The organism is Rhizobium sp. KNZ14-9A (assembly GCF_056755015.1).
Map to the genome: position 1 here is coordinate 2,263,090 of NZ_JBPGXB010000002.1, position 20,045 is coordinate 2,283,134.

25 protein-coding genes and 1 pseudogene are annotated in these 20,045 nt (G+C 59.8%); 13 read left to right on the forward strand and 13 right to left on the reverse strand.

Annotation, left to right across the window (positions count from 1 at the left end; genetic code table 11):
- Positions 1-14 precede the first annotated feature (14 nt).
- The 7 genes from ACR9ZQ_RS17915 to ACR9ZQ_RS17945 all read left to right on the forward strand — a co-directional run bounded on the left by ACR9ZQ_RS17915 (position 15) and on the right by ACR9ZQ_RS17945 (position 4,220).
- Positions 15-854, forward strand: coding sequence for an SDR family NAD(P)-dependent oxidoreductase (locus ACR9ZQ_RS17915; RefSeq protein ID WP_310383012.1), 840 nt, complete (start codon positions 15-17; stop codon positions 852-854).
- Positions 855-1,008: 154 nt separating this feature from the next.
- Entirely contained in the window at positions 1,009-2,013 is a 1,005-nt protein-coding gene (locus tag ACR9ZQ_RS17920) for a ketopantoate reductase family protein (RefSeq protein WP_481428466.1), read from the forward strand.
- A 114-nt stretch (positions 2,014-2,127) separates the two neighbouring features.
- Positions 2,128-2,274 (forward strand): hypothetical protein, encoded by a 147-nt coding sequence (locus ACR9ZQ_RS17925; protein ID WP_310383010.1) that lies wholly within the window; start codon positions 2,128-2,130, stop codon positions 2,272-2,274.
- Positions 2,275-2,283: 9 nt separating this feature from the next.
- Positions 2,284-3,204: a 4-hydroxy-tetrahydrodipicolinate synthase gene (dapA, locus tag ACR9ZQ_RS17930; protein WP_310383009.1), complete on the forward strand. Its 921-nt coding sequence runs from the start codon at positions 2,284-2,286 to the stop codon at positions 3,202-3,204.
- Positions 3,205-3,326: 122 nt separating this feature from the next.
- Complete coding sequence (locus ACR9ZQ_RS17935; protein ID WP_310383008.1) at positions 3,327-3,506, forward strand: hypothetical protein; 180 nt, start codon at positions 3,327-3,329, stop codon at positions 3,504-3,506.
- Between the two features lie 23 nt (positions 3,507-3,529).
- A complete protein-coding gene (locus ACR9ZQ_RS17940) occupies positions 3,530-3,793 on the forward strand; it encodes a hypothetical protein (protein ID WP_037106596.1) in 264 nt (87 codons plus the stop codon).
- Between the two features lie 124 nt (positions 3,794-3,917).
- On the forward strand, positions 3,918-4,220 hold the full coding sequence (locus ACR9ZQ_RS17945) for a DUF1883 domain-containing protein (RefSeq protein ID WP_113324635.1): 303 nt from the start codon (positions 3,918-3,920) through the stop codon (positions 4,218-4,220).
- Between the two features lie 18 nt (positions 4,221-4,238).
- On the opposite strand, the gene ACR9ZQ_RS17950 is transcribed toward ACR9ZQ_RS17945, so the two are convergent.
- Positions 4,239-5,555, reverse strand: a complete 1,317-nt coding sequence (locus ACR9ZQ_RS17950; RefSeq protein ID WP_310383007.1) for a replication-associated recombination protein A — start codon at positions 5,553-5,555, stop codon at positions 4,239-4,241.
- Positions 5,552-6,952 carry a DegQ family serine endoprotease gene (locus ACR9ZQ_RS17955; RefSeq protein ID WP_481428467.1) on the reverse strand — a complete coding sequence of 467 codons (1,401 nt, stop codon included), beginning with the start codon at positions 6,950-6,952 and terminating at the stop codon, positions 5,552-5,554. Before ACR9ZQ_RS17955 ends, ACR9ZQ_RS17950 begins: the two co-directional genes overlap by 4 nt.
- A gap of 279 nt (positions 6,953-7,231) precedes the next feature.
- On the opposite strand from ACR9ZQ_RS17955, the gene ACR9ZQ_RS17960 reads away from it, so the two are divergent.
- A complete protein-coding gene (locus ACR9ZQ_RS17960; protein WP_310383005.1) occupies positions 7,232-7,582 on the forward strand; it encodes a lysozyme inhibitor LprI family protein in 351 nt (116 codons plus the stop codon).
- Between the two features lie 4 nt (positions 7,583-7,586).
- Here ACR9ZQ_RS17960 and ACR9ZQ_RS17965 read toward each other — a convergent pair whose 3' ends face one another.
- On the reverse strand, positions 7,587-8,048 hold the full coding sequence (locus ACR9ZQ_RS17965; protein ID WP_310383004.1) for a MarR family winged helix-turn-helix transcriptional regulator: 462 nt from the start codon (positions 8,046-8,048) through the stop codon (positions 7,587-7,589).
- Positions 8,049-8,123: 75 nt separating this feature from the next.
- Here ACR9ZQ_RS17965 and ACR9ZQ_RS17970 point away from each other — a divergent pair, with 75 nt between their 5' ends.
- Positions 8,124-8,528: a GFA family protein gene (locus ACR9ZQ_RS17970; protein ID WP_007812912.1), complete on the forward strand. Its 405-nt coding sequence runs from the start codon at positions 8,124-8,126 to the stop codon at positions 8,526-8,528.
- 58 nt (positions 8,529-8,586) lie between these two features.
- On the opposite strand, the gene ilvD is transcribed toward ACR9ZQ_RS17970, so the two are convergent.
- Positions 8,587-10,425: a dihydroxy-acid dehydratase gene (gene ilvD / locus ACR9ZQ_RS17975; protein ID WP_310383003.1), complete on the reverse strand. Its 1,839-nt coding sequence runs from the start codon at positions 10,423-10,425 to the stop codon at positions 8,587-8,589.
- 321 nt (positions 10,426-10,746) lie between these two features.
- Here ilvD and msrP point away from each other — a divergent pair, with 321 nt between their 5' ends.
- Both msrP and msrQ read left to right on the forward strand, forming a co-directional pair.
- The gene (gene msrP, locus ACR9ZQ_RS17980; RefSeq protein WP_481428468.1) at positions 10,747-11,694 is read left to right on the forward strand and encodes a protein-methionine-sulfoxide reductase catalytic subunit MsrP; all 948 of its coding nucleotides are present in this window, start codon (positions 10,747-10,749) and stop codon (positions 11,692-11,694) included.
- The gene (msrQ, locus tag ACR9ZQ_RS17985; RefSeq protein ID WP_310383001.1) at positions 11,694-12,356 is read left to right on the forward strand and encodes a protein-methionine-sulfoxide reductase heme-binding subunit MsrQ; all 663 of its coding nucleotides are present in this window, start codon (positions 11,694-11,696) and stop codon (positions 12,354-12,356) included. Before msrP ends, msrQ begins: the two co-directional genes overlap by 1 nt.
- Before the next feature lie 7 nt (positions 12,357-12,363).
- On the opposite strand, the gene ACR9ZQ_RS17990 is transcribed toward msrQ, so the two are convergent.
- Positions 12,364-12,789 (reverse strand): ribosomal maturation YjgA family protein, encoded by a 426-nt coding sequence (locus tag ACR9ZQ_RS17990; RefSeq protein ID WP_481428469.1) that lies wholly within the window; start codon positions 12,787-12,789, stop codon positions 12,364-12,366.
- A 142-nt stretch (positions 12,790-12,931) separates the two neighbouring features.
- On the opposite strand from ACR9ZQ_RS17990, the pseudogene ACR9ZQ_RS17995 reads away from it, so the two are divergent.
- Positions 12,932-13,800, forward strand: a pseudogene (locus ACR9ZQ_RS17995) (DUF817 domain-containing protein).
- A 97-nt stretch (positions 13,801-13,897) separates the two neighbouring features.
- On the forward strand, positions 13,898-14,281 hold the full coding sequence (locus ACR9ZQ_RS18000; protein WP_310382999.1) for a VOC family protein: 384 nt from the start codon (positions 13,898-13,900) through the stop codon (positions 14,279-14,281).
- 68 nt (positions 14,282-14,349) lie between these two features.
- Here the strand turns inward: ACR9ZQ_RS18000 and rplQ are convergent, their stop codons facing one another.
- The 8 genes from rplQ to rpmD form a co-directional block, all read right to left on the reverse strand.
- Positions 14,350-14,772, reverse strand: a complete 423-nt coding sequence (gene rplQ / locus ACR9ZQ_RS18005; RefSeq protein ID WP_007812897.1) for a 50S ribosomal protein L17 — start codon at positions 14,770-14,772, stop codon at positions 14,350-14,352.
- Positions 14,773-14,896: 124 nt separating this feature from the next.
- Entirely contained in the window at positions 14,897-15,907 is a 1,011-nt protein-coding gene (locus tag ACR9ZQ_RS18010) for a DNA-directed RNA polymerase subunit alpha (RefSeq protein WP_007812895.1), read from the reverse strand.
- Between the two features lie 97 nt (positions 15,908-16,004).
- On the reverse strand, positions 16,005-16,394 hold the full coding sequence (gene rpsK / locus ACR9ZQ_RS18015) for a 30S ribosomal protein S11 (protein WP_003547577.1): 390 nt from the start codon (positions 16,392-16,394) through the stop codon (positions 16,005-16,007).
- Between the two features lie 133 nt (positions 16,395-16,527).
- A complete protein-coding gene (gene rpsM, locus ACR9ZQ_RS18020; RefSeq protein ID WP_310382998.1) occupies positions 16,528-16,896 on the reverse strand; it encodes a 30S ribosomal protein S13 in 369 nt (122 codons plus the stop codon).
- A 218-nt stretch (positions 16,897-17,114) separates the two neighbouring features.
- Positions 17,115-17,765, reverse strand: a complete 651-nt coding sequence (locus ACR9ZQ_RS18025) for an adenylate kinase (protein WP_310382997.1) — start codon at positions 17,763-17,765, stop codon at positions 17,115-17,117.
- Positions 17,762-19,102, reverse strand: a complete 1,341-nt coding sequence (gene secY / locus ACR9ZQ_RS18030; RefSeq protein WP_310382996.1) for a preprotein translocase subunit SecY — start codon at positions 19,100-19,102, stop codon at positions 17,762-17,764. Before secY ends, ACR9ZQ_RS18025 begins: the two co-directional genes overlap by 4 nt.
- A 235-nt stretch (positions 19,103-19,337) precedes the next feature.
- Positions 19,338-19,811, reverse strand: coding sequence for a 50S ribosomal protein L15 (gene rplO, locus ACR9ZQ_RS18035; RefSeq protein WP_113324621.1), 474 nt, complete (start codon positions 19,809-19,811; stop codon positions 19,338-19,340).
- Between the two features lie 16 nt (positions 19,812-19,827).
- Positions 19,828-20,037 carry a 50S ribosomal protein L30 gene (gene rpmD / locus ACR9ZQ_RS18040; RefSeq protein ID WP_007812887.1) on the reverse strand — a complete coding sequence of 70 codons (210 nt, stop codon included), beginning with the start codon at positions 20,035-20,037 and terminating at the stop codon, positions 19,828-19,830.
- Positions 20,038-20,045: the final 8 nt, after the last annotated feature.

Sequence of the window (20,045 nt, forward strand, 5' to 3'; positions counted from 1 at the left end):
GAAAGGGAATTGCCATGAAAGTCTGGTTTATCACGGGTGCATCGCGTGGTTTCGGCGCGCTGATGACCAAGGATGCTCTTGCCAGCGGTGACGCTGTCGTTGCCACCGCCCGCAACCCTGGGAACATCACCGAACAGTTCGGCGATCATCCGAACCTGCTTGCCGTTGCCCTCGACGTCACCAATGAAGAACAGGCCAGGCAAGCTGCCGCTGCCGCCGTTGCCCGCTTCGGCCGCATCGATATCCTCGCCAACAATGCCGGTTACGGCTTGCTCGGCGCGGTCGAGGAAGCAACGGCCGAAGAGATCGAAAAGATCTACGCCACCAACGTCTTCGGCCTGCTGAAGGTCACCCGCGCCGTGCTGCCCTATATGCGCCGCCAGCGCTCCGGCCATATCCTGAACTTCTCCTCGATCGGCGGCTACTACGGCTTCCCCGGCTGGGGCGTCTATGGCTCCACGAAGTTTGCCGTCGAAGGCCTGTCGGAATCGTTGGCAACCGAAGTCGAACCCTTCGGCATCAAGGTCACGATCATCGAGCCCGGCTTCTTCCGCACGGACTTCCTGCACGACAACTCGCTGGCAATCAGCCCAGCCTCCATTCCTGATTATGTCGGCACGCCGGCCGGCAACATGCGCGACTTCGCAGCCGGCGCCAACCATTCCCAGCCGGGCAACCCAGCCAAGCTGACCGCCGGCATCATCGAAATGGTGAGCTCGGCCAACCCGCCGCTGCGCATGCCTTTCGGCAGCGATACGGTTGCCAAGATCGAGGAAGAACATGCCAGCGTGGAAAAGGAACTGGCCCAGTGGCGCAAACTCGCCGTCTCCACGGACTTCGGGCAGACCGGCTGAGAAGGCCTGACTTTCCCCACAGCAACAAGCGCGCCCTCCGGCGCGCTTCGTTCATTTCGGCGTGAAGATCGTCACATCGGCAAGATTTTCACTCGCGCTGGCGCCGCGATGACCTAAATCTACGGGCGTCATCACGAATGCGGAAAGGCAAGGTATGACTATCAAATCCATTTGCATCTACGGAGCTGGCGCACTCGGAGGCGCAATTGCCGTCAAGCTGGCAAGCCGGCTCGGCGATGACGTGACCGTCTCGGTCGTCGCGCGGGGTGCGCATCTCGCGGCGATCCGTGAAGGCGGTCTTTCACTTCATGAGGCCGATGCCGACAGGCCGATCAATGTGCGGATCACCGCAACGGACAATCCGGCGGCACTACCGCCGCAAGACCTCATCATCACCGGCCTCAAGGGCCATCAGCTCGGCCCGGCAGCCGAGGGCATGGCAGCGCTGCTGAAGGACGGCACACGCGTGGTCATGGTGCTCAACGGTATTCCCTGGTGGTATTTCCATCGCGACACGCAAAGCGGCCATGCCGAGCTGCAGCTCGGTGAACTCGATCCCGGCGGCAAGCTGTGGAGCCTGATCGGTCCGGAACGGGTGATCGGCTGCGTGGCGCTGCAGGGCGCGGAAGTCGTCAATCCCGGTGAGATCCGCCTTTCCAATGTTGGTCGTTTCGTGCTTGGCGAACCGTCGGGCGAGATGTCGACCGATCTCGAAACCGTTGCCGGCCTCTTTGCCAGGGCGGGCCTCAATGTCTCGACCACGCCGCGCATTCGCGACGAGATCTGGAGCAAGTTGACGGGCAACGCGGCTTTCAATCCTCTCAGCGCCCTGACGCGCGCCTTGATGACCGACATCATGGCAAATCCCGCACTCTTCGACACGGTCGGCAAGATCATGAAGGAAGTACGCGCCGTCGGCAGTGCATTGGGTGCGAAGTTCAGCATCACCATCGAGGAGCGGCTGGAGCAGTCGCGCCATATCGGGGCGGTACGCACGTCGATGCTGCAGGATCTGCTGGCCGGCAAGGCGCTGGAAATCGTGCCGCTTGTCGGCATGGTCGTCGCGCTTGGGCGCACTGCCAATGTGCCGACGCCCGTGTCGGAAGTCGTGCTGGCGCTAGTGACGGAGCTCGACAGGGAAAACCAGCACGGCGGGTGACAGCCCCTCTTTATGCGATTCCTATATCTTCGATCTCTACTCCGAATGGATTTCCTATCGGAGACGGCAGTAGCCTTTGCCACAACAGCAAAGGTTACCGCCATGCGAGATGTCATGTCCCCCCGATACTTGCCGCTTCGCCCCTACCGCATTACGCGCGGCAAGCGGCAGATGCGTGAGAAGCGTACGGCCCAGGCGCTGATGATCTTCGGCATCGTGCTCGCCTGCGTCGAATTCTATGTAATCCTCGGCTCGCTCTGAGGCCCCATCATGAACAGCATAGGAAGACTGCGCCCGGGTGGCGCGATCACTGCGCTCGTCACGCCGTTCCGCAACGGCGAAGTCGACGGCGCAGCATTGGAAGCTCTTGTTGAATGGCAGGTGCTGAGCGGTGTCGATGGACTCGCTCTCTGCACGGCGGCGGGTGAAGGGCTGAGCCTCTCACCGCAGGAACGCCGCATGGTGCTCGACATCTGCATCCGGGCCGCGGCGGACCGTATTCCGGTGATCGCCGCGGCCGGAACCAATTGCACCGAGAGTACGATCGCGTTTATCCGGGATGCGGAAGAATGCGGTGCCCGCGCTGTGCTGATCACCGTACCCTATTATTCCAAGCCAGGGCAGAAGGGCATTCTCCATCATTTCCAGCAAATCGCTGCGGCAAGCAATCTGCCTGTTCTGATCGAGAACGCGCCCGCACGCACGGCGAGTGACCTGACGGTGGAAACGCTGGAGCGACTTGCCGAACTCGAAGCGATTGTCGCCATCATCGATGCGACCGGGGATATCGCCCGCTTCGCCAACGTGCCGGCGGCGCTGCGGCACCGCTTCCGTTTCCTGTCCGGCCATGACGGAACGGCGCTTTCTTTTCATCTGGCGGGTGGCGACGGCATCGTGTCGGCGGCTGCCAATATCCTCCCGCGTCTCGTCACATCGCTGCAGCAGGCGGCCCATGGGAGCTATATTTCCGCAGCGCTGGCGCTCAGCGACAGGCTGAATCCGCTCATGACTGCACTGGGTTCGGAGAGTGATCCAGCCCGGCTGAAATATGCGCTGGAGGTTCTGCGCGGCACGAAGCCCGATCTTCGCTTGCCACTCGTACCGGCAGAGGCCGAAAGCCGCTTCGCGATCGTAGCTGCGCTTTCTCCTTTTGTCGGCGGCAGCGCTCAGCGCATGGCGCTATCCCTATGAGATTTTAATATTTTCGCTTCCGGCGCCAAATGGAAACCCTATCCGCCAGCATCTATCTTGATGAGCGTGACACCGCCGCGACACTCAAACGGCGGTTGAGTTAGACGTCGAAAGGACAAACGATGTCACGCCTGACTGATATCAATGCCGAGACCGACCCGCTGCAACGTGGCGTAAGCGCCCATGCGGCCGATCCCTCCCATCCACTGTTTGCCGGCCTGGTTGCCGTCGCACCGCGGCTCGGCGCCGTTATGGCTTTCGCCGGGCTCGTGCAGATGAGCTTCCATCTTATTTCCCAGTGAGCGCCGGATCGAGGATCACGACAATGGCAAATGCACAGCAACGCCGGCAGATTTCGGCTCCCCTCACTCCTCGCCCGGCTCGCTTCACCGTCGGTCGCGACAAGGGCGGCCGCTGGATCGTCCAGGATCGGGAGGGGCTCGTCGGCGGTCTCTTCATCAATGAAGCCGCGGCCCTTCATTTCGCCGCGGAAGAGTGCAACCACAATCCCGATGAGATCTGCCGCGCCGCAACGGGCATAGTGCTCGATTTTGCACCTCTTGCGCGTAACACCGGCAATATCCACTAAATACTGTGCCGTTCCTGCCATTTTGAAACAGCAGGAGCGGCATCAGGCCCAGGATTTCCAACTTTTCCTTAACTGCCATCCTGATAGAGTCCCGCTTGCAGAGACTATATGTGCCGCGAGACCAATGCCGAAACCGAACTTCCGCTTCACCCATTACGATATCAAGGAACAGCGCGCCGGAACGATCGTCGAGGTGTCTCTGAGCGCCGTGAACAATGTGCGGCTGATGACGGCTCCGAACTTCCAGCGGTTCACCGAAGTGCTCGATTTCAAATATATCGGCGGTATCGCGCGCAAGTCGCCGGTCAGGCTCGCCATCCCCGAGAGCGGCCACTGGCATATCGTCGTCGACATGGAAGGCCATCACGGGCTGGCGGATTCTTCCGTCAAGCTGATCACCGCTCCGGCCGCACAGAAGCGCGCCTGACATTAGCGCTGCCTGATCTCAGCGCGGATTGCGCTCCTTGCGAAGTTTTGCCCACCAGTCCAGCCGTTTGCGGATCTCGCGTTCAAAACCGCGTTCCGGCGGATCGTAAAAAGTCTGGCGGCCCATCTTTTCGGGAAAATAATCCTGGCCTGAGAATGCATCCGGCTCATCGTGGTCGTAGCGGTAACCATCGCCATATCCCTCGCCCTTCATCAGCTTCGTCGGCGCGTTGAGGATATGCTTCGGCGGCAGGAGCGAGCCATTCTGCTTGGCGGCCATCGTCGCCGCCTTGAAGGCGGTATAGACGGCATTGGATTTCGGGGCGGTCGCGAGATAGACGCAAGCTTGCGCGAACGCCAGCTCGCCTTCCGGCGAACCGAGATAGTCATAGGCATCTTTGGCAGCGTTGCAGATTACCAGCGCCTGCGGATCGGCAAGGCCGATATCTTCCACCGCCATGCGCACCAGCCGCCGGCCGAGATAGAGCGGATCCTCGCCGGCATCGAACATACGTGCAAGGTAGTAGAGGGCGGCATCGGGATCGGAGCCGCGAACCGACTTGTGAAGCGCCGAGATCAGATTGTAATGGCCGTCCTGCGCCTTGTCGTAGACAGGCGCCCGGCGTTGGACGATGCGCGTCAGGCCTTCGGTATCGAAGGTCTCGCCCTCGCGAGCGGCGCGCCAGACTTCCTCAGCCAGCGTCAGCACCGCGCGGCCGTCGCCATCAGCCATGCGGATCAGGCTGGCGCGTGCGTCCTCGGTCAGCGGCAGTAGCCTGCCCTCGACCGTCTCGGCACGTTTCAGCAATTCCTCGAGGCTCTCTTCGTCATGCGACTTGAAGGTCAGCACCCGGGCGCGCGACAGAAGAGCGGCGTTGAGCTCGAAGGACGGGTTTTCCGTCGTCGCACCGACGAGGATGACTGTGCCATCCTCCATGACCGGCAGGAAACTGTCCTGCTGGGCGCGGTTGAAGCGATGGATCTCGTCCACGAAGAGCAGCGTCTGGCGGCCATCCATGCGGCGCATGCGGGCGGCCTCGAACACCTTCTTGAGATCGGCAACGCCGGAGAAGATCGCCGAGATCTGTTCGAATGCCAGACCCGCCTCGCCCGACAGCAGCCGCGCGACCGTCGTCTTACCGGTTCCGGGCGGCCCCCAGAAGATCATGGAGCCAAGAGAGCCGCTCTCGATCATCCGACGCAGAACGCCATCCTCACCGGTCAGATGTTCCTGACCGGTGACTTCGCCAAGTGTCTTCGGCCGCAGGCGATCGGCAAGCGGCCGCCGGCTGGCGACCTCTTCCGGAACACGCGGCGCGAAGAGATCGTCACTCATCGGAAGAACTGCCTGATACGCTGACCATCGCGTTCGATCTCGACCCGCCAGAGGCTGGGATCGGAATCGGCGATCTCCTGCAGGTCGCGGCTGGTTTTCACTTCGGTCCCATTGATGGAAACGATGATATCCTTCGGCTCGAAGCCGAGCCGGGAAGCAGGAGACCCGCCCTCGACATCGGAGATAACCACACCCGTCGAATCGAGCGGCATCCTCAGTTCATCTGCGACACGCGGCGAAAGGTTTTCCACGACCGCACCGGTAAAGGGCGTGCGTCCGCCGATCGTACGCTGATCGCGGGGCTGGGTTTCCGGCGCGCGGGCAAGGGCAAGCGTTATCTGCTGCTCGCGCCCGTTCTCCATGACCGTCAGGTTCACGGACTTGCCGAGGCCGGCAGTCGTCAATCGATAGAGAAGCGCATCCGGATGTTCCACGGAGACGCCATCGACGGCGGTGATGACCTCACCCGCCTTGAGGCCGGCCTTGGCTGCCGGGCTATCCGCCGTGACCTTGGCGATCAGCGCACCGCGCGCCTTGTCGAGGCCGAGTGCATCGGCGACCTCAGAGGTCACCGGATCGAAGCTCGCACCGATATAGGGCCGCTCGAAGGATTTGACGCCGGAATCGGCCGAGGCGAGGAAGACCTTGACGAGATTGGCGGGAATGGCAAAGCCGATACCGTTCGAGCCGCCGCCGCGCGAGAAGATCGCCGTGTTGATGCCGATCAGCTCGCCCTTCATGTTCATCAGCGCGCCGCCGGAATTGCCGGGATTGATCGAGGCATCCGTCTGGATGAAGAAGCCGAACTCGTTCTTGACCACCTGATTGCGGGCAAGCGCCGAAACGATGCCGCTGGTGACGGTCTGGCCGACGCCAAAGGGATTGCCGATCGCCAGCACGAGATCGCCCACTTCCACCGCATCGGAATTGCCGATCGGCAGCGCCGGGAAATCCGTCTTGCTGTCGATCTTCAACACCGCGAGATCGACGCGGTCGTCACGCAGGACCACCTTGCAGGGGAATTCGCGACCGTCTGACAGTGCCACCTTGATATCATCGGCGCCCTCGACGACGTGATTGTTGGTCACCACGGTGCCGTTCGCCTCGACGATGACACCGGAGCCAAGCGAAGACTGCTTTTCGGAACGGTTCGGCATTTGCTGGCCGAAGAACTGTTCGAAGAAGGGGTCGCCGGCAAAGGGCGACTGACGCTGGACGGTCTTTTCGGCATAGACATTCACGACAGCACCCGAGGTCTGCTTGACCAGCGGCGCGAAGGAAAGCTGCATCTGCATCTGGCTTTCCGGCACGGTCTTGGTCTGCGCTTCGGCGACCGCCGGCAGCAGGAGCGTGAATGCCAGAAGAGAAACGGAGGCGTGTTTAAACAGGCCTTGCATGGGAATCCTTTTGAAATGCTCTCAAGAAAAATGTTGTAGCGCCCGACGCTAGAAAGGAAAGAGGGCGGAAGCATGGAAGATCGAGGCATCACGGATTTGGGAATTTGAATCAGGAAAATCAAGCAGGTTACTGATATCTAAGCTCAAAAGCAGGACATAGTCACCGTGCAGGGACACCGTCTTGAAAGCTGGCGGACGGGTTTGATCCTTGCCATAAAACGGACCTGCATCATCTTTGCCGTGAGACCGAAACAGCGTGTCCTTGCAGCAGGAGAGACCATGAAGACCACCATCCTATTAGCCGCAGCCTGGGCCACGCTTCTCACGTTTGCACCACAAGGCGCGCAGGCAGCGAGCTTCAACTGCGATGCAAAGGAGCTGCAGCCGGATGAGAAGGTGATCTGTGAGAACCGGTCGCTCAACGACGCTGATGTGAAGATGGTGACGACCTTCGAGCTGCTGTCGGGACTGCTGGCCATGGGCGCACGCGGTACGCTGCAGGACGAGCAGACAGCGTGGCTGAAGAAGCGGCAGGCCTGTGGCGCGGATGCTGCCTGCATTGGTGCTGCCTATCAGGAACGGTTGAAGCAGCTCGGCGAAACCTACAAGAACATCAATCGGCCCCTCTAAGGGTTCAGTCTTGATCTCCCCGGCCGCCCTGGAAATCGGCAATCATCTCGTTGATGAGGCTTGCGGCCTGGCGCAGACGTTCCTCGCCATAAGTAGCGCCATGTTCGTCTGCCCAGACAGCCTGGCGGCCGGAGATGTCGGCAAGCGCCTTCCTCCCCGCCTCGGTCAGTTCCATCAGCTTGGCACGCTGGTGGACCGGGTTGGCCCGGTAGGTAATCAGCCCCTCTCCTTCAAGAAGATCGGCGATCCGCTGCACGCCCTGGCGGGCAAGGCCGAGCGCACGCGCCGTATCGGCAACCGACATCGGCGCGTGGTCGGCAGCAGCAAGCACCTGCCAGCGCGCGCTGGTCTGCCCGGCAGGTTTGGCAAGCGCGTCGCCTTCAGCCTGCAAATGGGCGGAAAGGCGGATCACGGCGATGGAGAGGGCGGCAAAGGCATCGCCATCAGGCGTACGTTTTCTCGTCATCTTGACAACATATTGTCATGTGTTAATGATGACAATATGTTGTCATATGATGCAGCAACTCGCAAGGAGGAGCATATGAAGAAGACCTATCACGGAAGCTGCCATTGCGGCCGAATCCGCTATGAGGCCGATATCGACCTTCAGGCCGGAACCGGAAAGTGCAATTGCTCGATCTGCTGGAAGCGCCGCTACTGGGGCGCCAATATCAAGCCCGAGGATTTCCGCCTTCTGTGCGAAGAGACCGGCATCAGCGATTACCAGTTCGGCACCTTCTCCGGCCATCACCGCTTCTGCGCCAATTGCGGGGTGCCGGCCTATGGTGACGGTTATGTCGAGGCGGTCGGCGGCGCCTATGTCTCGATCAATCTCGCCTGCCTCGACGATCTCGATCCCGCCGAACTTGCGGAAGCACCGGTGCAATATTTCGATGGCAGGAACAATAGCTGGTGGACCGTGCCGGCCGAAACGCGGCATCTCTGAAAATGAAAGAGCCCCTGATCTGTAGTCAGGGGCTCCAAGCATTTTTCAATAAAACAGTTTAACGAGCGTTCAGGTCGCGAACGGCGCCACGGTCGGCACTGGTTGCGAAGGCCGCATAGGCCTTAAGCGCGGTCGAGACGTTGCGCTTGCGCGGCTCGGCCGGATGCCAGCCCTTCTGATCCTGCTCGGCACGGCGGGTGGCAAGCTCCGCATCGCTGACACGCAGGCTGATGGTGCGGTTCGGGATATCGATGTCGATCATGTCGCCCTGGCGCACGAGACCGATGACGCCACCGTTAGCAGCTTCCGGTGAAGCGTGGCCGATAGAGAGACCGGAGGTGCCGCCGGAGAAGCGGCCGTCGGTGATCAGCGCGCAGGCTTTGCCGAGACCCTTCGACTTCAGGTAGCTCGTCGGATAGAGCATTTCCTGCATGCCGGGGCCGCCCTTCGGACCTTCGTAGCGGATGACGACGACATCACCGGCAACGACCTCGTTGCCGAGAATGCCCTTGACCGCCGCATCCTGGCTTTCGAAGACCTTGGCCGGGCCGGAGAACTTCAGGATCGATTCATCGACGCCGGCCGTCTTCACGATGCAGCCGTCGACCGCCAGATTGCCCTTGAGAACTGCAAGACCACCATCCTTGGAGAAGGGATGCTCGACCGAGCGGATGACGCCGCCGACGCGGTCGGTGTCCAGTTCGTCCCAGCGGGCTTCCTGGCTGAAGGCAACCTGTGTCGGGATGCCGCCGGGAGCCGCGCGATAGAATTTGCGGACGGTTTCGCTGTTGGTGCGGGTAATGTCCCAGCGATCGATTGCATCGCCCAGCGTTTCTGCATGAACCGTCGGGCAGTCGCGATTGAGGAGGCCACCCTTATCGAGTTCGCCCAGGATCGACATGATGCCGCCGGCGCGATGGACGTCTTCCATGTGAACGTCGGACTTGGCCGGCGCGACCTTGGAAAGGCAGGGAACGCGGCGCGACAGCGCGTCGATGTCGGCCATGGTGAAATCCACCTCGCCCTCGTGCGCAGCCGCCAGAATGTGCAGAACGGTGTTGGTAGAACCACCCATGGCGATATCAAGTGCCATGGCATTCTCGAAAGCCTGCTTCGAGGCAATCACGCGCGGCAGGGTCTTCTCATCCTCCTGCTCGTAATAACGGCGAGCGAGATCGACGATCAGGTGGCCGGCCTCAACGAAGAGCCGCTTGCGGTCGGCGTGCGTTGCAAGCGTCGAGCCGTTGCCGGGCAGCGACAGGCCCAGTGCTTCCGTCAGGCAGTTCATGGAGTTTGCGGTAAACATACCGGAGCATGAACCGCAGGTCGGACAGGCCGAACGCTCGATGATCTTGACGTCTTCATCGGAGATCTTGTCGTCGGCAGCAGCGACCATGGCATCGACGAGGTCGAGCGCATGGGTCTTGCCATGCAGGACGACCTTGCCGGCCTCCATCGGGCCGCCGGATACGAAGACCGTGGGTATGTTGAGGCGCAGCGAGGCCATCAGCATGCCGGGGGTGATCTTGTCGCAATTGGAGATGCAGACCATGGCGTCGGCGCAGTGGGCGTTGACCATGTATTCGACGCTGTCGGCGATCAGCTCGCGCGAGGGCAGCGAATAGAGCATGCCGTCATGACCCATGGCGATACCATCATCAACGGCGATCGTGTTGAACTCCTTGGCAACGCCACCGGCCGCTTCGATTTCGCGGGCGACGAGCTGGCCGAGATCCTTGAGGTGAACGTGGCCGGGGACGAATTGCGTGAAGGAGTTCACCACAGCGATGATCGGCTTGCCGAAATCCGAATCCTTCATGCCCGTGGCGCGCCAAAGGCCGCGCGCGCCCGCCATGTTGCGGCCGTGGGTCGTGGTTCTGGAACGATAAGCTGGCATCGGTGTCTTCCTCAATATCCAGGAATTGTCTGGCGATGCGGGGCGGCAAAGGATTTGCGAAGGCCGGGCAGTCGCTGCTTTTTGGAATTGTCCTAATCCAATCGGCCCAAGCTGTCACTACCGGGAATGCCCAAAGCGGTACGGGCGGCACCATCAGGCATATACGGATACTAGGGCACTTTTGTTACGGTCTACTCCATCACGGGCGAACACAAAAAATTGGCTTTTCGTCTCTAAGATTCAAGGCATACACACTGACCCAAAGCGCGCTATCTGCGTCTAAAGATTCACACGGGCCGCCCCGCCCAGGAGGAATTCGATATGCCAGCCTATCGTCCGCCCAAAATCCGCTCCTCGGAAATCACGCCGCGCGAGATTTACCTGAAGCGCCGGGAATTTCTCGGCGCTGCGACGTTTGGTGCGATCGCGCTCTACGGCGCTGGCAAGGCGAGTGCGGCAGCACTGACGACCGTCAAGAGCAAGTACACGGTCGATGAGAAGCTGACGCCGACCAAAGACGTGACCGCCTACAATAATTTCTACGAATTCGGGCTCGACAAGGGTGATCCCGCAGCACTTTCCGGCAAGTTCAAGCCGCTGCCCTGGACGATCAAGGTCGACGGCATGGTCAACAAGCCCGGCACTTTCGATATCGAGGTGCTGATGAAGGAGTTCCCGATCGAGGAGCGCGTCTATCGCATGCGCTGTGTGGAAGCCTGGTCGATGGTCATTCCGTGGAACGGCTTTCCGCTTGCTTCACTTCTCGACAAGGTGGAGCCGCAGGGCAGCGCCAAATATGTCGCCTTCGAGACCGTTGTGCGCCCCGAAGAGATGCCTGGCCAAGCCGGCCTCTTCCAGTCGCTGAACTGGCCCTATGTCGAGGGCCTGCGCATGGACGAGGCACGCCATCCGCTGACGCTGCTCGCCGTCGGGCTCTATGGCGAAACGCTGCCGAACCAGAATGGCGCGCCGGTGCGCCTCGTCGTGCCATGGAAGTATGGTTTCAAGGGCATCAAGTCGATCGTGCGCATCACGCTCACCGATCAGCAGCCGAAGAATACCTGGCAGGTGACAAACCCGCAGGAGTACGGCTTCTATGCCAATGTCAACCCTGCAGTCGACCATCCGCGCTGGAGCCAGGCGACCGAGCGGCGCATCGGCGAAAGCGGTTTCTTCGGCGCCAACCGCCACCCCACCCTGCCCTTCAACGGCTATGCCGACCAAGTTGCCAGCCTTTATGACGGCATGGATCTGAGGGTCAATTTCTGATGACGGCGTTTTCGCTCGCCATTCCGAAGCGCTGGCAGCCGGCGTCCGTCTGGCTGCTCTATGTCGTCGGGCTCGTGCCCGCCGCCTGGTATTTCTATCTCGGCGCGACGGATCAACTCGGTGCCGACCCGGTGAAGACATTCGAGCTCTTTCTCGGCATCTGGACGATCCGTTTCCTGATCCTGACGCTTGCCGTCACCCCTGCCCGAGATCTCCTCGGCTGGAACTATCTGCGTTATCGCCGCGCTCTCGGCCTTCTGACCTTCTACTACGCACTGATGCATTTCACCGTCTACATGGTGCTCGATCAGGCGCTGGATATCGCGGCCGTCATCAACGATGTGGTGAAGCGCCCCTTCATCATGTTCGGCATGGGCGCACTGGCGATGCTGGTGCCGCTCGCCGTCACATCCAATAATTTCTCGATCCGCCGGCTCGGCAAGAACTGGATCTGGCTGCATCGCCTCATCTACATCATCGGTGCCTGTGCCGCGCTGCACTTTGCACTGTCCACGAAGATCCTCGACCTCGAACAGTATATTTATGTCGGCCTGATCATCGCGCTGATCCTCTATCGCTCCTACAAGCCGATCGGGCGGAGCCGGAAGAAGGGGCAAGGACGAGCACGTGGCGGCCGCGCCGTGGCTTCATCGGCTTCGTAACGCCGCGTTAGGGCCTCGAAGGCGATGAATGCCTACGCGCCGGATCAAGCGCATAAGCGACCGCTATTCCGAAAGCGTATGCGACAATATTCCAGAGCGAGAATACCCGCCCTAGCAGCAAGGCGCCTGCGGTCGTCAATCTGAAGGCATCGAGCCAGGGGGTGTGGTAGAGTCGGAAGAGCTCGACGCATATGGCGACAACGAGTGCGATGGTGGCAATTCCTGTAGGCCGAATTCTTGTACTAAGGCCTCCAATAGCAAATGCCAGCAGGAAATACACCATCGATCCCCAAAGCAGCGAACCACCATATTTGACGACGACGAAGGGCAGATCGACGGAGTAGCCGAAGCGCCTGAGCAGCAGGCCCGAAATGATGATCAGGAATAGGGCTGCGAGGCGCTGCAACTGCCTGCCTTGAATCGTTCCGCTCAATTGCAATCGACCACCATGATCTCAACTGATTTGAACGCCTAATTGCGATGCAGCAAATTATCAAGCTGGCGCTGTCCTGGCCTAGCCGAGCCTGATAGCTTCCTACTGCTTCGAAACGAGTCTCGGGATCACTCGCAAGAACATGCCGAAAGTTGCCGCACTTCAAGGATTGCTCCCTCTACTGGACAGGCATCTGATCGACCGACCGGCCGATCTTCCGCGCAATGGCATCGAACGCTTCGTCGTCGAATTCTTCTATTTCGGAGTCAAGGAAGCGCGGCATGCCTCTTCGCGGGTCTGTTTTTTCTGTCGGTTTTTCTGGTGCCGCGTGCAGGCCTCGTCGGTATCCCGCGCTACGATCTGCTGCTGATTATCGCTCTTGCGATCCAGGCCTGGATGGTCTGGGCAAAACTCGAGACCATCGATGAGTTGAAGGCGATTTCCGTCTTCCATGTGGTCGGTTTTGCATTGGAGGTCTTCAAGACGTCCGGCAGCATCCAATCCTGGAGCTATCCGGATTTCGCCTATACGAAGCTCTTCGGCGTCCCGCTGTTTTCCGGCTTCATGTACGCGGCCGTCGGCAGCTATGTCATCCAGGCCTGGCGCCTGTTTGATCTGCGTGTAAGACACCATCCATCCTACTGGATGGCCGGGCTCACGGCATTGGCGATCTACGCCAACTTCTTCACCCACCACTATATCGGCGATTATCGCTGGTATATCGCCGCCTGCACGCTCGGCCTTTATGCGCGCACCACAGTCATCTTCAGGCCCTATGATCAAGACCGCAAGATGCCCCTGCTTCTCGCCTTCGCCCTGATCGGCTTCTTCATCTGGCTTGCGGAGAATATCAGCACCTTCTTCGGCGTGTGGCGCTATCCAAACCAGATCGGCGCGTGGTCGACCGTGCATATCGGCAAGTGGAGTTCGTGGTGCCTGCTGGTGATCATGACCTTTACGATCGTTGCGAACCTCAAGCATATCAAACACAAGATCCACGTGCCTGAATGAATTTCCGAAAACGGGCAGAAAACCAGGACATGTGTGGAGCGAACGCCGGACCGGCTTTTATTTCGCCACCCCTATGAGCTCATAAGGAGCGCCAAGCTTGATTGACCATATCACCGTCGCTGTAAGCGACCTCACAAAGAGCAGGCTCTTTTACGAAAGAGCCTTCGCACCCTTGGGATACACATTGTCCTTCGGGAAGGAGAACGTGTTCTGGGCCTTCGATATCGGCAATGGTTGCCTGTTCGAAATCCAGCAGGCCGATAGCGCCTCGCCTCTGACATGCATCCACGTCGCTTTTCGAGCCAAGAACAGGGCTGACGTCGATGCGTTCTATCAAAGCGCTCTAGCAGCCGGCGCGCGGGATAATGGCGCACCTGGCCCACGCCCGGACTACGCGCCCGATTATTATGCCTGCTTTATTCTCGATCCCGATGGCTACAATATCGAAGCCATGATCAATCAGCCGCTTGACAAAGCTTGAACAGAAGCGGGCTCAAACGAAAAAAGCCGGGCAAGGCCCGGCTTTCCTGTTTCCGTAACCGGAAAACCTTAGGCAGCGACAGACTGCTCTTCAGCAGCGACGCGAGCCTTGTCGGCTGCGCCCTTTGCATAGGTGTCGCGGTCAACGAATTCGATGACAGCGAGAGCAGCATTGTCGCCCTGGCGGAAGCCGGCCTTCATGATACGCAGGTAGCCGCCGTTGCGGGTTGCGTAACGCGAGGCGATCGTGTCGAACAGCTTGTTGACGACGACAGCATCCTTGATCTGCGAAATCGCCTGACGACGAGCGTGCAGGTCGCCGCGCTTGCCGAGGGTGACGAGCTTCTCGACGATCGGACGGATTTCCTTGGCCTTCGGCAGGGTCGTGACGATCTGCTCGTGGGTGATGAGCGAAGCCGCCATGTTGGCGAACATCGCCTTGCGGTGGCTTGCAGTTCTATTCAGCTTGCGGCCGGCTTTACCATGGCGCATTGCTATTCTCCTTTAATGCAGGTGCCCTTACGCTAACCGGGCCTGCCGTTTCCTGGCACATGCAGGCGATAGGCCTGCTGTTTGACGGGGAAAGGCAGCCGTAAAAAGCCTGCCTTTTTGTTTCTTAATACTGGTCTTCGTAACGCTTGGCGAGATCTTCGATGTTCTCGGGCGGCCATGCAGGCACTTCCATGCCGAGGTGCAGGCCCATGGAAGCGAGAACTTCCTTGATTTCGTTGAGCGACTTGCGACCAAAGTTCGGGGTGCGGAGCATTTCTGCTTCGGTCTTCTGAATGAGGTCGCCGATGTAGACGATATTGTCGTTCTTCAGGCAGTTTGCCGAACGAACGGACAGTTCGAGCTCGTCCACCTTCTTGAGGAGCGCCGGGTTGAAGGCCAGTTCGGTGACTGCCTCTTCTTCGGTTTCCTTCTGCGGTTCGTCGAAGTTGACGAAGACGCCAAGCTGGTCCTGCAGGATGCGAGCCGCGAAAGCGACGGCATCTTCACCGGAGATAGAGCCATCGGTTTCGATGGACATGGTCAGCTTGTCGTAGTCGAGAACCTGTCCTTCGCGGGTGTTTTCAACCTTGTAGGACACTTTCTTGACCGGCGAATAGAGGCTGTCCACCGGGATGAGGCCGATCGGAGCATCTTCCGCACGATTGCGCTCAGCCGGAACGTAGCCCTTGCCGTTGTTGACGGTGAACTCCATGCGGATCTCGGCACCCTCGTCGAGCGTGCAGATGACATGCTCGGGGTTGAGGATTTCGATATCGCCGACCGTCTGGATGTCGCCAGCCGTTACAACACCCGGACCCTGCTTGCGCACGACCATGCGTTTGGCATCATCGCCATCCATCTTGATGGCGATTTCCTTGATGTTGAGCACGATGTCCGTAACGTCCTCGCGAACGCCCGGGATCGAAGAGAATTCATGCAGCACGCCGTCGATCTGCACGGCCGTAACAGCGGCACCGCGCAGAGAGGAGAGCAGAACGCGACGCAGCGCGTTGCCGAGGGTGAGGCCGAAACCGCGCTCAAGCGGCTCTGCAACGAGAGTCGCCTTGGTGCGCGAGCTCGAAGAGAACTCCACCTTGTTCGGCTTGATCAATTCCTGCCAGTTCTTCTGAATCATAATTTTGCCTTCCGTTCGTTGCCACCATCCAATCGTGGCAACCGAGCTTGAAAACCACCGGGAGCGCCGAGGCGCTCACCAGTGACGATAGCGATGATCAGACGCGGCGCTTCTTGCGCGGACGGCAGCCATTGTGCGGGATCGGGGTCACGTCGCGGATGGACGTGATCATGAAACCGGCAGCCTGGAGCGCGCGCAGAGCCGATTCACGGCCGGAACCCGGGCCGCAGACTTCGACTTCCAGCGACTTCATGCCATGTTCCTGAGCCTTCTTGGCGCAGTCTTCGGCAGCGATCTGGGCAGCGAACGGGGTCGACTTGCGCGAGCCCTTGAAGCCCTTGGCGCCAGCAGACGACCAAGCAATCGCATTACCCTGTGCGTCGGTGATGGTGATCATCGTGTTGTTGAAGGTCGAGTTGACGTGAGCGACACCCGACGAGATATTCTTGCGCTCGCGACGGCGAACGCGGACGGCTTCCTTAGCCATGGTATTCCTTTCGTTGATCTCTTCACCGCCGTAATCCCAGCGGCTACACCGGAACGGCGCCTATACGACCCCGCTCCAAACTCAAAAGAGGCCGGCGCAGACCGCCAGCCTCCCCACTCCGGTTTCCCGGAAATTACTTCTTCTTACCAGCGATCGCCTTTGCCGGGCCCTTGCGGGTGCGGGCATTGGTGTGCGTGCGCTGACCGCGAACCGGAAGGCCACGGCGATGACGCAGGCCGCGGTAGCAGCCGAGGTCCATCAGACGCTTGATGTTCATCGCGGTTTCGCGACGAAGATCACCTTCGACCTGATAGTCACGGTCGATGGTTTCGCGGATCTGAAGGACTTCAGCATCCGTCAGCTGATGAACGCGGCGATCAGCCGGAATACCGACCTTCTCGACGATTTCCTGCGCGAATTTCGATCCAATCCCGTGAATGTAGGTCAGCGCGATGACGACGCGCTTTGCAGTCGGGATGTTGACGCCAGCGATACGTGCCACGCCTATTCTCCTTGCATTCCAGTTGCCATCCGGCAATAGGGCTTCGTTATGCAGCCAGAGGCCGCTCGATTAAATTCGGGTTCGTAACATCACAAAACGATCGAACCCGGACTTCCTTCGGAAATCCGCGCCGATCGCAGGGAATGTCGCGAGTTGGCGCGGTTTAGCGGAATCAGTGCAAAAAAGCAACCGCTCCCGCGAAGTTTATTTTCAAAGCTTTAAAGCTCGGAAAGGATGCGTTCGATCTCGGTGGTAACCTGATCGATTTCGGCCATGCCATCCACGGACTTCAGTTTGCCCTTGGCATAATAGTAGCCGATCAGTGGCGAGGTTTCCTTGTAGTAGACCTCGAGACGCTTGGTCATAGTCTCGGCATTATCGTCTGGACGACGCTTGAAATGGGTCGAACCGCACTTGTCGCAGACGCCTTCCTTGACCGGGATCTTGTCCGAGTCGTGATAGACGGTGCCGCACTGGGCGCAGGAGTAACGGCCTGCTACGCGGCGGACCAGCTCCTTGTCGTCGACACGGAATTCGATGACAACCGAGAGATCGAGACCCTTGGCCTTCAGCATCGCCTCCGTGGCATCTGCTTGCACGAGCGTGCGCGGGAAACCGTCGAGGATGAAACCGTTGGCGCAATCGGGCTGATCGATTCGTTCGGAGACGATAGCATTGACAATCTCGTCAGAGACCAGATTTCCGGCGTCCATGACAGCCTTGGCGCGCTTACCGACTTCCGTACCGGCCTGAACGGCGGCGCGCAGCATGTCACCCGTGGAAAGCTGCGGAATGCCATGCTTTTCCACGATCCGCTGGGCCTGGGTCCCCTTACCCGCGCCCGGCGGCCCCAAAAGTATAAGTCTCATCGCCCCCTCTTTCCTCCACGCAGCTTCGATTTCTTGATCAGGCCTTCGTACTGCTGTGCGATCAGATGGCCCTGGATCTGTGCCACCGTATCAAGAGTTACGCTAACCACGATCAAAAGCGAAGTCCCACCAAGGGCTAATGGAATGCCGGTTTGCGACACCAGAATCTCAGGCAGGATGCAGACGAAGACGAGATAGATAGCGCCGATCACCGTGATACGGGTCAGCACATAGTCGATATATTCGGCGGTGCGGTCGCCCGGACGAATGCCGGGGATGAAGCCGCCATGCTTCTTCAGGTTATCGGCCGTGTCCTTCGGATTGAAGACGATGGCCGTGTAGAAAAAGGCAAAGAAGGCGATGAGGGCCGCATAGAGCACCATATAAAGCGGTTGGCCGTGGCCAAGCGCGGCAACGATGGAGGTCGCCCAGGCGGGCATCGCCGTCGTGCTGGCAAAGCCTGCAAGCGTCGCCGGCAGAAGCAGCAGCGACGATGCAAAGATCGCCGGGATGACGCCCGAAGTGTTCAGCTTCAGCGGCAGGTGCGAGGTATCGCCCTGGAACATCCGGTTACCGACCTGGCGCTTCGGATACTGGATGAGCAGACGGCGCTGCGCACGTTCAACGAAGACGATGATGGCAATGACGGCGATTGCAACGACGATGACGGCCAGGATGAGCGTCGTCGACAGCGCGCCAGTACGGCCGAGTTCCAGAGTACCGGCAAGAGCGGTCGGAAGACCGGCGGCAATGCCTGCGAAGATAATCAGCGAAATGCCGTTACCGATGCCGCGCGAGGTGATCTGCTCGCCGAGCCACATCAGGAACATGGTACCGCCGAGCAGCGTCAGAACGGTCGAAATTTTGAAGAACCAGCCCGGATCGACGACAAGGCCGTTGCCGCTTTCGAGACCGACGGCAATACCGTAAGCCTGGAGCGCGCCGAGGATGACCGTGCCGTAGCGGGTGTACTGGTTGATGATCTTGCGGCCCTGCTCACCTTCCTTCTTCAGGTTTTCGAGCGCCGGCACGACCGAGGTCATGAGCTGCACGATGATCGAAGCGGAGATGTAGGGCATGATGCCGAGGGCGAAGATCGCCATGCGCTGTACGGCGCCGCCCGAGAACATGTTGAAGAGGCCGAGAATGCCGCCAGCCTGGCCCTGGAAAGCCTGGGCGTATGCCTGTGGATTGAGGCCCGGAAGCGGAATATGCGTACCCAGCCGGTAGACGAGGAGAGCTGCCAGTGTGAACCACAGGCGCTTCTTAAGATCCTCGGCTTTGGCGAAGGTCGAAAAATTGAGGTTTGAAGCCAGTTGTTCCGCTGCAGAAGCCATGCGTTTCTCCGCGCTACCAATTCCGGGCGCTCTCGAGTCGGCCGGCACCGGAATCAGTATGAATTTCTTTTAAAAACCGGGCTTCGGACGGATCGCTGGCGCAACCCTATGCCTCACCCTCGTTTTCAGTCTTACCGTCTCGACGCGGATGCGTCCAAGCAGGTTTTTGTGAGGCTCACATATGGGAGCAAAATCGCCCGGTGTGAAGCACCCCGGGCGATATATCATCAGTTTATTATTCTGCCGCTGCGGCAGAAAGAAGCGTTGCCGTGCCGCCAGCCTTTTCGATCTTCTCGACGGCAGGCTTGGAAGCGCCTGCAACTTCGAGGGTGATCTTGGCCTTGAGCTCGCCGTCGGCGAGAACGCGAACGCCGTCCTTGGCGCGACGGATGACGCCGGCAGCCTTCAGAGCAGCCGCATCAATGGTCGCCTTCGCGTCGAGCTTGCCGGCGTCGATGGCAGCCTGGATGCGTGCCAGCGATACGACGACATAGTCGGCTGCGAAGATGTTGTTGAAGCCGCGCTTCGGCAGGCGACGGTAGATGGGCATCTGACCGCCTTCGAAGCCGTTGATGGCGACGCCCGAACGGGACTTCTGACCCTTTACACCGCGACCACCGGTCTTGCCGGAGCCCGAGCCGATACCACGGCCAAGACGCTTGCGGCTATGGGTAGAGCCTTCGTTATCTTTAATTTCATTGAGTTTCATGAGCGTTACTCCGGACTCACTTCTCGTCGACGACGCGAACGAGATGCTGGACTGCACGGATCATGCCACGAACGGCCGGAGTGTCCTCCAGAGTGCGGCGACGGTGCATCTTGTTCAGTCCGAGACCGATCAGCGTGCGCTGCTGGACGTCCGGACGGCGAATCGGGCTGCCGATCTGTTCGATCGTAACAGTCTTCGCTTCAGCCTTCTTGGTAGCCTTGGCCATTGGTCAGC